This is a genomic window from Chryseobacterium pennae (assembly GCF_003385515.1).
Lineage (GTDB): Bacteria > Bacteroidota > Bacteroidia > Flavobacteriales > Weeksellaceae > Chryseobacterium > Chryseobacterium pennae.
Genome location: NZ_QNVT01000002.1, coordinates 404,492 through 417,470, shown reverse-complemented (window position 1 = coordinate 417,470; position 12,979 = coordinate 404,492). Strand labels below are relative to the sequence as shown.

Below are 12,979 nucleotides of genomic sequence, written 5' to 3'. Positions count from 1 at the left end.
TCCCCGGAACTGAAGTTTTTTGTATTTTAGCCTTATTCCCAATCAGATAAATACAGACGAATGAAACGAAGAATGAAATTCTTTTTAATGGGGCTTCAACTTATGCCTGCCGTATTATTTTCACAGAAAAGCAAGGATTATAAAACTCTTTTTGAAACCCTGAATTTTGAATTAGCATACCCTTTTCAGGAACAAAAAGCTTTGGTTTGTATCAATGATCATTATCAATATATGGATAACAGAGGAAATCTTTTGCCTTTTAAATTCAAACGGAATTCCAAATTGCCGTTACAATTTAAATCGGACAGAGCTGAAGTGTATACTAAATCAGGAAAATCCGGGTTTATCAACGGATCCGGGAAGCTGGTGATTGATACCCTTTACCATAACATTGGGGAATTTGGAGATTCTATGGCCTTTGCCGCAAGAAAAGGCTTTTATGGCTTTATGGATCTGCAGGGAAAAGAAGTTTTACCCATTGATAAGCGATATATAATAACATTTCCGTTTTATAAAGGATTATCTGTGGTTTCTGATGGCAAAAAATATGGAGCTATCAACAAAAAGGGAATCATAATTATTCCAATGGATTTTGCTGAAATAGAGCCTTTTTATGATGGCTTTGCCGCTGCAAAGAAAACAAAAGATGGATTGTGGGGATTGATGGATATGACCGGCAAGTTTGTGATTGAACCTAAATATAAAATACTTTCTGTGATGTCTGAAGGGTTGATCGGTTTTTATGACGAAAAGTCTGAAAAATGGGGCTTTATTGATTCCCGTGGAAATGTAGTGATACAGCCAAAATATGTTAATTCAGGAGACTTTCATGAAGGATTAGCCTATGTGGAAAATGATCGGTCACAGATCGGATATATTGATAGAACAGGAAAACAGGTCATTGATTTTAAGTTTTATGAAGCCTGGGATTTTTCTGAAGGATTGGCGGTAGCGACCATTGAAAAAGAAGAAAACGGATCTCAGAGAAAACTGACCGGTTATATTGATAAAAAGGGAGATTGGATATTTAAGCCTACTTTTTCTGAAGTCAATAAATTTAGTGATGGTAAAGGCCTTGTTCTTGGAATGTATAATAACCATCTGCGGTGGAGTTTTATTTCCAGACCATAAGCACCATCTTATTTAATAATCTGATAAAGGCAATTATTTTGATAAATGATAATCCAATATAGTTGCTTATTTTATCATGAAGAATTAAACTGGAAATGGGAGTAGTAAAAAAATGATCATTTGGTGTCTTAATGACTAAAACAAATCTTGATTACTTTGAAAGAATAGGATATTAAAACTAAAATTCTCCAACATTTTCAAATAAATATTTTCTCTATTTTAAAATAGTACAATACTTCTCTTAATCCTAAATAAGATTTTCCCTCGAAGATTTTCTTTTTATAAAATATATGGAATAAAATGCTCTATGAAATAAGCTTCATAGAGCATTTTATTTAATTCAAAATTTAAATACTCTGATTTTTTGAAAAATTCGCGTGTTTTATTTTAGGTGTCTCATTATTAGTGTATTGTTATTTATTTTGTGATACCGAACGTATCTGTGACGTACCTGATCATAAGTTTGTAGTGTATCTGTAGCGTATATTTTTTCTTGGGTTGTGGACAGAATAACTCTAATCTTGTATTGAAATTTTAATCGATCAAAAGGTATTTAGAAAAAGCAGTTTAGAGTTATGAAAATAGAGCTCGTATGTTCTAGGTAACAGAAAATTTCTTTGGCTAAAACCATTTTAACACTTAATTTAAATACAATAAACACAGAATGAAAAAGTATCTTCTACCATTAGTGATAATGGTTTCCTCGATGAGTTATTCACAGGTTGGCATCAATACTCCTAATCCTCAGGGAATTTTTAATATTGATGGAAAAAAAGACAATAATGCAACAGGAAGCCCTACGGCATTACAACAGGCCAATGACTTTGTAGTAACAGCTGACGGAAGTGTAGGGGTAGGAACTACATCCCCTGACCTGTCTGCAATTTTAGAGCTCAATGTCAGTCAGTTGGTATCAGGAAAGCAGAAAGGTTTTCTGGGACCAAGAGTAGCTCTGGCAGCTTACAACGACTCTTCTACAATTCCTAATCCAGCTACCGGACTGTTGGTTTATAATCTGGGAACACAATCCACATTTACTTATGCCGGATATGTATACTGGGATGGTGCTCAATGGAGACCTTTGGACGGACGTTTACTACAACAGGGTACCGTAGGAGCCTTGAGATGTACTGATGTTAATCTTGATCCGCTGACATATACTGCAGGAACTCCTTTTCAGGGAACAATGACTATTCCTTATACCGGAGGAAACGGCGGAATATATGCAACACAGACATTAGGGCCTGTAAACGGACTTACCGCAACCATTACACAAGGGAATTTTGTACAGGGAGCAGGAACTTTAATTTATACTGTTTCCGGAACTCCCACAGTATCCAGCCCTAATACAACGGTATTCCCTGTTTCTATTGGCGGGCAGACATGTAATGCAGAAGTTGGCGGAGGTAAAAAGCTCAGTCCGGGAGAATATCAGTTCTTCACATACGAAGTTCCTGCAACTACAACAGGTTTGTTAAGTACGATGATTCCGAATCCACCTATTTTAGGAGGAAAAGTTAGACTGGATCTTAGCTTTTGGTCCAGCTCCAATACAGGATCCGGTGGGGTGACTTACAATCCCCGATTAGTAAATGTATCTTCCAGTAATGTTAAAATGTGGTATGCTGCATTATCCAGTGTAGACCGCTTCCGCCGTGCTAATATTTTAGTTGCTCCGGGAGGATATGTAGAAACAGATAATGGAATTTACCTTAACTGGGGAGATAATATGAACAGCAGTTCCACACCTATAAATTCTACAAACAGTTCCGATGATTCTCAGGAAATAGAAACTATAGATCTGGCTGTTGATGGAGTTTGGTATCGCTTGACCATTTTTGTTTATGTAGATAACTTAAATGATACAATTCCTGCCAATAACATCAGACGTATTCATATTACAGCACAAAGAATGTCTTCTTAATATTGGATTCCGGCGGGGCGGAGCCCCGCCGGAACCTTTAAAATATTCAACCTGATAAAATAAAAGAGCCTCAAGACATCCTTTGACGGAGTGATTGAACATTTAAAATAAAAAGCAGTATGAATTATAAAAACATTCATATAGGAAACCTGATCGAGAATGCTGTTTCCGAAAGCAATATAGAATTATCCCGTATCTGTAATTTTCTTCACTGTACAGAAAAAGAGGTTGGTAAAATGTATACCTGCAGCAGCCTGGATACCGAAATTGTATTGAAATGGAGCAAACTTCTGGAATATGATTTTTTCAGAATCTATACCCAACATTTGATTCTTTATGCTCCGGCTTCACCTAAAATAAAGACTATACCATCGGAAGAGAAAAAAACAGTATTGCCCCGGTTTCGAAAAAATATTTATACCCGGGAAGTCATAGATTTTATTCTTGAACAGATAAAAAATGGTGAAATGACGAAGGAAGAAATTATTATACGATATAAAATTCCTAAAACAACTCTTCATAAATGGATTGGGAAATACAGCCGGTAAATTGTTATAAGATTTTGTTGGCAGGGAAATCATGGAACTCATTTTAATAATTTAACGGAGACTTTGATGCTTTTACCGAAAGAGTAATCCGTCAATATATTGCAACACAATATGGAAAAATATAAACAACCTGATTTTAAACAGATCTACAAAGACATCATTACGCGCAAATATCCGGACAAATATGATCTGTGTGAATATTTACTCTCGAAAAATGAACTTTTAGCTTTAGACATTCTGAAGCTTAATACTATTATTTTTGGAACCTCTGAAAAATACAGCAGCCAATACCGTTCTTATAAAAAAACTGATATTCTGAAGATTCTGGATTATCAGAAAGAAAATATGCTCAACAATACTCAGTTGGCCCTTCATTTTAAACTAAGCCGCAATACCATTACAAAATGGAGAAAAATCTTTTTGATGTAAATAGATATTTCTATAATACTCAGAAGTTTTTATATATAAATAAGGAAAACTGGAGGAGCGTGATAGATATTACCAATAGAGAATATTTGAAAATGTATTTTTAATCAAAATTGATTATTTAAATAAAATATAAAAGCATTTTATTTATTTTTGTATTTAATTTTATGTTTTTGCTAAATATTTATAAATTATGTTTCGTAAAATCTGGGATTATATAGCGAATAGGCATATTGCTCCCAATACAGGTCCGCTTGAGCTTATTGAAGCACAGAGAATGAATTTATTTGCATTTTCCGTTGGAGCTGTTCTGATATTTAACGGCTGTAGAGACCTTTTGTTTGGCTTAAAGGTCAATTTTTTTGTCTTATCAGCATTGGGAATCTTTTATCTTTTCCTTTTTTTCTTTACAAAAGTACGTTACAATCATTTTGTGACATTGTTTAGTCTGGAGCTTTTTTTATTTCTGATCTTCTTTTTTTCATCTACCACAGGCTTTGACAATGGCCTGTCATTATATTATTTTGTCATTATGCTGGCTTCACTGTTTATTTTTAATTCCAAAAAAACAGTCTGGTATAATTTGATCGTTTACCTTACGGCACTTATTCTTTTCAGTATCAGTCATTATTATGATTTCAGGATATTTAACATTGAAGGAGCAGATAATGTACTGTTTTCAGAAAATCAGAGACTGATTACTTTTCTGCAGGTGTTTTTAGGAGTGAGTATTTTGGGATATTTTATACTTTCAAAACAATTCAAAATTGTGAAATTATATCAGCAGGCTATGAGAAGTGAAAAAATTATTGCTGATATGAGAGTAAAACTCAGCAGCAAAGATCAGGTAGATTTGGAAGGTATTGTAAAGCTGGCCATGAATGACGATATTGCCTTTATTCCTAAAGTAAAGCAGATGTTTCCCAGTCTGTATGACAACCTGATGGAACTCAATCCTGATATGAGTACCGATGAATTTAAGCTTTGCGCCTTGATTAAACTTGGTTTCACAACAAAAGATATTGCAGAATACAATCACCTTGCGGTTCGAACTATTCAGACCAGAAAAAGCAGACTCAGAAAATCGTTTGGGATTTCTGCCGATATTGATCTCTATAAGTGGATTGATACGGTATAAATAGGATAATACTACTAATAAAATCTTAATTGCGTTTTTTACTGAACGAAATGATTTTGCTGGTAAAAATAAAAATTTTCAATCATTCTTTTGCAAACCAGGTGTTTAAGTCTCCACCAAATAAGAATCATTGTTCAAAGATCAAAACGACCGTTCCAATAATAATCAGTAAAGCTCCGATAGCTGTTTTTAAAGTAAGAGATTCCCCAAGAAATATAACAGAAAGAACAATCGTTAAAGCAACGCTTAATTTATCTAGAGGAGCCACCTGGGTAACTTTACCCACCTGCAAAGCCTTAAAATAAAAGATCCATGATAAACCCGTAGCAAGACCGGAAACCACAAGGTAAATGAGATTATGGCGGGAAAGGGCTGGGATTCCTTTATATTCACTTCGTGCCAGAACAATACCCCATGCTACCAGTAAGATAATGACACTCCTGATAGCCGTAGCCAGGTTTGAATTCACTCCTGTGATACCAACTTTGGCAAAAATGGCTGTCAGCGAAGCAAAAAATGCTGAAAGAATTGCGTATACCCACCACATATGTATAGTTTTAAATGATTGGTTAAAATAACAGCACTCCCAAATATCTTAATCTAATCTACAAAATAATATTGAGTTTTTCTTGATCTTAAAGTTTAATCTTAACCTAAAATATCTCATGTATTAATCTTCCTTTTCATACTCTCCGTCCATATCTTCATAGGAAATATACGACCAGTCAATACCGGAAATTTCCAGTATTCTTTCAAACCTTTCTTCTATAGAGGTACCTACGAAGATAGCAGTACATTGATCCGCTTCATCAAATGAAAGACTGATGACTTCAAAGTAATCATCTGTATAAACCTTTTGTCTTTCCCAGGAAATTTCTGGAATTTCAGACCAATTTTGCTGTATAAGTTTCACGGTTTCTATATATACTGGTGAAAAAGAATTGGCATTATAAAAAAGTCCGTCAAGAGTTCCGTTGTATACAGACATAGATAGAAAAAAATCTTCCAGTGTTTTTGTTTCCTGCTGCCAGTCGGATTCGTACACCGTATCATAATTTCCCCATACCGAAGGATTTTCAAGAGAAAGATCCGCTTCTTTAATTCCCCATTGTACAACTCCTTGATTCTCTTCATAGAAAATAAGATATCGGTCCTCTGTAAAATAAATGGCATTGGGACTCAGAAGCCTGTTATGAGAATGATTAATTGCTTCGTTTTTACCTATGCTCAGATAATATTCACGAAGAACTGCCGGAAATTTAAAGTCCAGAGCTTGTTCTGCTTCTGTAATTTCTGTTTCAGAAAAGCCAGAATGGTTCTCGTTAGATAATTGATATAAACGTTCTATTTTTTCGAGATAATTCATGTTCATGGTAAATACTTTCAGTGAATAGAAGCAAATTTGCAGTTTTTTATTTGATCAGCGATACCTTCCTCTGTTTTTATACTAAATAATCATCGTATTTTAAACTTTATAGAGCTTATCATTATTAATAAATTAACACAAAGATTTATTTATGAAGCTTAGGATTTTAGATGAGCAACGTTTTCGACTACTTCGTTGACTAAGCTAATGGAAACAGTATGCTTCATCAATCGATTGAAAATCGATTAATCTCTTAGCTCACTTAAAATTTAGCATAATCAAAAATCATCTTTGTGTCTATGAGAATAAGATATAATGCAAGTTTTGTCAAGGAAAAAAAATATTAATAAAATGTTTAAATAGTTAAATATTTTTAATCTTTTAATGGGTTTAAAACCATAACAGAACCCTGAAACTTGTCTAAAGTTTATTTTTTATATATTTGGAACATTACCGTATTTCTAATTTTCTGTGGAGCCATTATTTGAAAAAATATATGATGAATACAAGCATCAGGTCTTTTTTTTCGTGAAAAAATATATTCATGGAAGAGAAGATATTGAAGATGTTGTGCAGGATATTTTTGTTCATTTATGGAAGTACAGGGATGTTTTGGAGAAAAACAGGGAAGCCATCATCTTTAAAACAGCCAAGCAGGAAATTGCGAACTTCTACAGAAAAAATAAACTCGCTTTTTCGGATCTTCAGGAAGAAAACCATCTGAAAGTGGTAAAAGAGGAGGAAGACGAAGAAGACTACCAACAACATACAGAACAGATCGAAAAATTACTCCATCAGATGCCTGAAAAAAGCAAGGCATTCTTTCTCAAACATAAAGTGGAGGGACAGAGCTATTCACAGATAGCCAAGGAACACAGTATTTCTAAAAATGCAGTGGCTAAACATGTTAATAAGGTATTAAGTCTTCTGAAAACCCACCTCAATCTGTTTTTTTCATTCTTTATTTTTATAAAAAGCTTTTTTTAGGGTTGACGATTTCACTACTGTTGCGTAATAGTAAGTATGATTATGCAAAATCATATTTTCAGTTTCGTTTGCTGAAGCTGAATTTCAACCAACTAAAAAAAGTTTACTATGAAAAAGACAACATTACTGCTTGTATTGGTATCAGCATTTTTCTCAACCCAAGCCCAGACAACGAAAGAAGAAATTTTTTCGGATATCAAAACTACCGGCGGAGTATACTATGCTTATCCAACACCATCCCATAAACAAACACCGGCTCCGGTAGGATATGAATCATTCTACATCAGTCATTATGGAAGACATGGCTCAAGATGGCTCATCAATGATAAAGATTTTTCCGGAGTGATGGGAGTATTAAAAAAAGCAGCCGATAATAATGCATTAACCGAACAGGGGAAATCTGCTTTGGATAGGTTGAAAAGAATATGGATTCAGGCGGAAGGCCACAACGGGGATCTTACAGAACTGGGAGCATTACAGCACAAACAGATCTCACAAAGAATGTTTAAGAGCAATCCTAAAGCATTTGAAAAAAATGCTGTAGTTACTGCAAAATCAACAGTAGTCCCAAGATGTATTCTGAGTATGGCCAACTTTACGAATGAGCTGATAGCCAACAATCCTAAACTTCAGGTCAGTATGGAATCTTCTGATAAATACATGAAGTATCTGAATCATCATACCAAAGAATCTATTGATTTCCGTGCAGCAGATAACTTTTGGCAGGAAGAAAAAAGAAAGTTCAGAGCAGAGAATATGAAGTCTGACAGGTTTATCAGAAACCTTTTCAATAATGACAAATATATCTATAAAAACATCAATCCCGAAAGAGTTATAGAAGCCTTCTACTGGATTGCCAGCGATATGCAGAACCTTGAAACGGATATTTCCTTCTATGATTTATTTACAAAAGATGAATTATTCAATATTTATCAGGCTATCAATTATCAGACTTATGTGAATGACGGTCCGTCTCCCTTAAGCAAAGGATTGGTGAAGAATAATTCTATTCCATTGGTGAAAAACATGCTGGATGAAGCAGAAGATTATATTAAAAATAATAAAAACGGAGCTTCTTTAAGGTTCGGACATGATGGGAATATTACGCCTTTACTGGCCCTGCTGAATATTGAAGGAATGAATAAAGAAGAAACCGATCCAAAAGAAGTCTATAAAGTCTGGAACACCTTCCAGGCAGCACCTATGGCAGCTAATTTACAATTGATCTTCTATAAAAACAAAAAGAATGATATTCTGGTTAAGTTTCTTCATAATGAAAATGAAGTTCATATTCCTTTACAAACCGACAGTTTCCCATACTATCGATGGACAGAGGTTAAACCGTATTTAGAAAATATTGTAGGAACTCATTAAGATGCTTAATCTTTTGTGGTTTCAAAAAAAGCCTTTTATCATTCTGAATGAAACAGACTGAAGAATCTCTCAACGAAATAATGGTAAGAAGATCCTACTCCCGTTCAAAACATAGAAATGTATAAAATTTTAAAAATATTTTCTAAAAAAGGTTGACGATTTAATTTTTCTGCGTAATACTAAATATGAACAATATGGAAGATGACGATTTCAAAAAAAACTGGGAAGAAACCTTCAGGGAAAACCAGCAAATGGATCAGCTTACTGATGCACGGATTAAGTCTGGAATTGAACGTAAGATCAAGACCGGAAGAAACCTGAAAAATATCTTTTGGGCTGCTTCTGCAGCAGCTGTAGTGGGGATTGGTCTGTTTTTCTACAATCCATCTGAGTCTTCTTCTGTGACAGAACAGGTTACAGTTCAGACTTATTCCAGTTCAGATTTTACAAAGCGTATTGACCTTCCTGATGGAAGTCATATTGTTCTGGAACCGCACAGTACACTTGTATTGTCTTCCGATTTTGGGAAAGCAGACAGAAAAATTACATTCACTGGTAAAGCAACCTTTGATATTGCAAAAGATAAGACCCGTCCATTCAGAATCAATGCAAAAGATTTTACAGTACAGGTACTGGGAACAAAATTTTTTCTGGATCAGACCAATGGAAAGGAAAAGGTAGAACTTTTTGAGGGAAAAGTAAAGGTAGATCACCAAGGGAAGATCACCTATTTATTACCTAACCAGTCCTGGAATAAAAATATTGAAAAGCCTGCCCGTTTTTATTATGCTGTTGATGCAAAAAGAGAGTTTTCATTTGAGGATGAAACGCTTAAAAATATCGTCACAGAGCTGGAACAGGTATATAATATTAAGATAGAATATCCGAAAGAATATGGCGAAAAGAGAATCAAAGGATCATTCTCCGGGAATCTGAACGAGGTTTTATCTGCCATCTGCTATCCGTTTAATCTTAAAACAGAAAAGAAATCCGATAAAGAGATACAACTAAAATAAAAAAGCACCAATAATGAGGGTTATTGATGCCGATTAACTATTTAACTCGCTAAAGTCTAATAAAGTTATTCCCAAATTTATGAAAAAAACAATAATTTCCGTGACATTTCTGGTTGCGATGGGACTTCCAGTGGCTTATGGCCAAACTACACAACAGCCTCCGGCTACACAGGCAAAACAAAAAAAGGTGTCCATTGCTAAGGTTTTTGATAAGCTCAGTAAATCTTCTAAAGTGCCTTTTTTCTACTCCAGCACAGATTTTAAAGATATTCTTGTGGATGAGAGTGGAGTAAATTATTCATCACTGGATGCTTCATTGAAATACCTTAAAACGTATTATCCTGTAGAATACGAAATCAGGAACAATACCGTAATGCTGAGGAAAACCTCTATAAAAGCCGTTGTCCCGAGTAAAGCTATTTCCATGGCAAAAGATACCGTTACGGTGAAGGAAAATAAGATTGATGAAGTTGTTGTGATCGGCTATGGAAAAGTAAAGAAATCCGATGCTACAGGATCTCTTACTACGGTAAAAATGGATGCTGAAAATAACGGAAATCCGGTTTCCGCGCAGGATGCATTAACGGGAAAAGCCGCTGGTGTTAATATTATTTCTCCCGGAGGAGCACCAGGAGCCGGTTCTGCAATCAGGATCAGAGGGGGATCTTCATTGTCAGCAAGTAATGATCCACTTATCGTTATTGATGGGATTGCGATAGATAATTCTTCCACTTCAGGATCAGGCAATATCCTGGGAATGATTAATCCCAATGATATAGAAAGCTATACCGTTCTGAAAGACGCCTCTTCCACTGCTATTTATGGTTCAAGAGCATCCAACGGGGTAATTATTATTACCACCAAGAAAGGCAGTAAGAAAACGCGCTATCAATATTCATCCAATACCAAGGTGAGCTACAATCCCAAAATGCTGGATGTGTTGAATGGTGATGAATACAGGAGTTTTATAAAAAATCAATATGCAGGAAATGCTGCCGTGATTAATGGCCTGGGAACCAATGACACGAACTGGCAGAACGAAATATACCGTACAGCTGTGAGTAACGATCAGAACTTCAGTATGACAGGTTCTGTAAAGGATATTCCGTATCGTTTATCATTAGGATATACCAATCAGGAGGGGATTATCAGAAAAAATGCTTACGAAAGAATGAACCTGAGTTTAGCTTTGAATCCTTCGTTTTTTGATAAACACTTAAATGTAAACCTAAACTATAAACCAAGCATAGAAAATAACGACTTTATTTCCAACCCTGCCAGTGGAGCGGTATCGTTTGATCCTACACGTCCGGTTTTTGATCATTCAACGCCATATGGACTGGGGTATTTTATCTGGACGGATGCTTCCGGAAGACCTATTACTCAGGCCGGGGCAAATCCTGTATCAATGCTTGATCTGAGAACAGATCAGTCAAAAGTAATCAGACATATCGGAAACATACAGCTGGATTATAAAATTCATGGGTTTGAAGACCTGAAATTAAATCTTAATACAGGGTTTGATATTTTAAAAAGCGAAGGGAATATCTTCGTTCCGGACAATGCACCACTTGCCTGGACTTCCATCGGAAATGACGGTCAGGGACTTATGGAGAATTATACCCAGAAGAAAAGCAATCTGCAGTTTGATGCTTTTGCCAATTATTCCAAAACATTAGGCAGACATAAATTTGATGTGATGGGCGGATATTCCTGGCAAAGGTTCTGGAAAAGTTATAATGATTACCAGACCAATATTACAGGAAACAAAATCTATAAAAGTATTCTTCCGAAATCTGAATATATTCTTGTTTCATTTTATGGACGTTTAAACTACAGTTTCAATGACCGTTATCTTTTTACTGCTACTCTTAGAAATGACGGTTCATCCCGCTTTGCTAAGGATAATCATTGGGGATTATTTCCTTCTGCAGCTTTTGCCTGGAAGATCAAGGAAGAAGAATTTCTTAAAGACAGCAATTTTTTTTCCGACCTGAAATTAAGACTGAGTTATGGTAAAACAGGGCAGCAGGATATTGGTGGAGATTATGAATGGATGCAGACTTATACCTACAGTGATTCCCAGGCTTTATATCAGTTTGGAGATCAATTCTATCAAACGATTCGTCCCAATGGATATGATCCTAATCTGAAATGGGAAACCACTTCTACTTATAACCTGGGATTAGATTTCGGAATTCTAAAAAACAGAATTTCAGGGTCTGTGGAGATTTATAAAAGGACTACTGATGATCTTTTGAATAAAATATCGGTTGCAGCGGGTTCTAATCTTACCAATATGATCTTCACCAATATCGGTTCCATGGAAAACAAAGGGCTGGAGCTTACATTGAATACCATTCCTGTTAAAAAAGGAAACTGGCAATGGAATCTGGATATGAACCTTACCTTCAATAGATCAGAAATTACAAAGCTTACCCTTGTTGACAATCCGAATTACGGGGTGAACATCGGAAATGTTTCAGGCTCTACGGCTGGAACCATCCAGGTGCATTCTGTAGGCTTTTCTCCTTATACTTTTTATCTGTATGAACAGGAGTATGATGCTAACGGAAAACCTATTGAAGGAAAATATAAAGGCGGTCTCGTAAAAGATAAAAGCCCAATGCCGAAATCCTATTTAGGAATCTCTTCTAAACTGAGCTATAAAGACTGGTATTTCGGATTCAACGGACATGCTAATTTTGGAAATTATGTGTATAACAATATCAAGTCCAAGGATTATAAAACTAAAACCTATTCTGGAAACGGAACCTATTCCAATATTTTAAGCTATACCGCAGAGCAGGGCTTTGAAAATCTACAGCTTTACTCTGATTTCTTCCTTGAAAATGCATCGTTCTTCAGAATGGATAATATGACGTTAGGGCGTACATTTAAGAATATCAGTGATAAATTTGATCTGGGAGTCAGCTTTTCTGTTCAGAATGCTTTTGTGATTACAAAGTATAGCGGTCTGGATCCTGAAGTGTATTTGGGAATCGATAATAATATGTATTCCAGACCCCGTTCATTCCTTTTTGGGTTAAATGTTAATTTTAAATAATT

Annotated in this window: 11 protein-coding genes; 9 read left to right on the top strand and 2 right to left on the bottom strand. The window is 35.3% G+C overall.

What is annotated here, in order from left to right; genetic code table 11:
- Positions 1 to 60: 60 nt before the first annotated feature.
- The 5 genes from DRF65_RS04460 to DRF65_RS04440 all read left to right on the top strand — a co-directional run bounded on the left by DRF65_RS04460 (position 61) and on the right by DRF65_RS04440 (position 5,167).
- On the top strand, positions 61 to 1,131 hold the full coding sequence (locus DRF65_RS04460; RefSeq protein WP_115969111.1) for a WG repeat-containing protein: 1,071 nt from the start codon (positions 61 to 63) through the stop codon (positions 1,129 to 1,131).
- A gap of 664 nt (positions 1,132 to 1,795) precedes the next feature.
- On the top strand, positions 1,796 to 3,055 hold the full coding sequence (locus tag DRF65_RS04455; RefSeq protein ID WP_123947272.1) for a hypothetical protein: 1,260 nt from the start codon (positions 1,796 to 1,798) through the stop codon (positions 3,053 to 3,055).
- A gap of 119 nt (positions 3,056 to 3,174) precedes the next feature.
- On the top strand, positions 3,175 to 3,603 hold the full coding sequence (locus DRF65_RS04450; protein WP_115969105.1) for a transposase: 429 nt from the start codon (positions 3,175 to 3,177) through the stop codon (positions 3,601 to 3,603).
- A 111-nt stretch (positions 3,604 to 3,714) separates the two neighbouring features.
- Positions 3,715 to 4,032 carry a helix-turn-helix domain-containing protein gene (locus tag DRF65_RS04445; protein WP_115969102.1) on the top strand — a complete coding sequence of 106 codons (318 nt, stop codon included), beginning with the start codon at positions 3,715 to 3,717 and terminating at the stop codon, positions 4,030 to 4,032.
- Positions 4,033 to 4,222: 190 nt separating this feature from the next.
- Complete coding sequence (locus tag DRF65_RS04440) at positions 4,223 to 5,167, top strand: helix-turn-helix transcriptional regulator (RefSeq protein ID WP_228438517.1); 945 nt, start codon at positions 4,223 to 4,225, stop codon at positions 5,165 to 5,167.
- Between the two features lie 127 nt (positions 5,168 to 5,294).
- On the opposite strand, the gene DRF65_RS04435 is transcribed toward DRF65_RS04440, so the two are convergent.
- Complete coding sequence (locus tag DRF65_RS04435) at positions 5,295 to 5,714, bottom strand: EamA family transporter (protein ID WP_115969099.1); 420 nt, start codon at positions 5,712 to 5,714, stop codon at positions 5,295 to 5,297.
- A 123-nt stretch (positions 5,715 to 5,837) separates the two neighbouring features.
- Positions 5,838 to 6,539: an SMI1/KNR4 family protein gene (locus DRF65_RS04430; protein ID WP_115969097.1), complete on the bottom strand. Its 702-nt coding sequence runs from the start codon at positions 6,537 to 6,539 to the stop codon at positions 5,838 to 5,840.
- A gap of 465 nt (positions 6,540 to 7,004) precedes the next feature.
- On the opposite strand from DRF65_RS04430, the gene DRF65_RS04425 reads away from it, so the two are divergent.
- From DRF65_RS04425 to DRF65_RS04410, 4 genes are all read left to right on the top strand, one after another.
- The gene (locus DRF65_RS04425; protein WP_115969094.1) at positions 7,005 to 7,520 is read left to right on the top strand and encodes an RNA polymerase sigma factor; all 516 of its coding nucleotides are present in this window, start codon (positions 7,005 to 7,007) and stop codon (positions 7,518 to 7,520) included.
- 108 nt (positions 7,521 to 7,628) lie between these two features.
- Positions 7,629 to 8,894, top strand: coding sequence for a histidine-type phosphatase (locus DRF65_RS04420; RefSeq protein ID WP_115969091.1), 1,266 nt, complete (start codon positions 7,629 to 7,631; stop codon positions 8,892 to 8,894).
- A gap of 194 nt (positions 8,895 to 9,088) precedes the next feature.
- Positions 9,089 to 9,910 (top strand): FecR family protein, encoded by an 822-nt coding sequence (locus tag DRF65_RS04415; RefSeq protein ID WP_228438515.1) that lies wholly within the window; start codon positions 9,089 to 9,091, stop codon positions 9,908 to 9,910.
- Positions 9,911 to 9,989: 79 nt separating this feature from the next.
- Entirely contained in the window at positions 9,990 to 12,977 is a 2,988-nt protein-coding gene (locus DRF65_RS04410; RefSeq protein WP_115969087.1) for a SusC/RagA family TonB-linked outer membrane protein, read from the top strand.
- Positions 12,978 to 12,979: the final 2 nt, after the last annotated feature.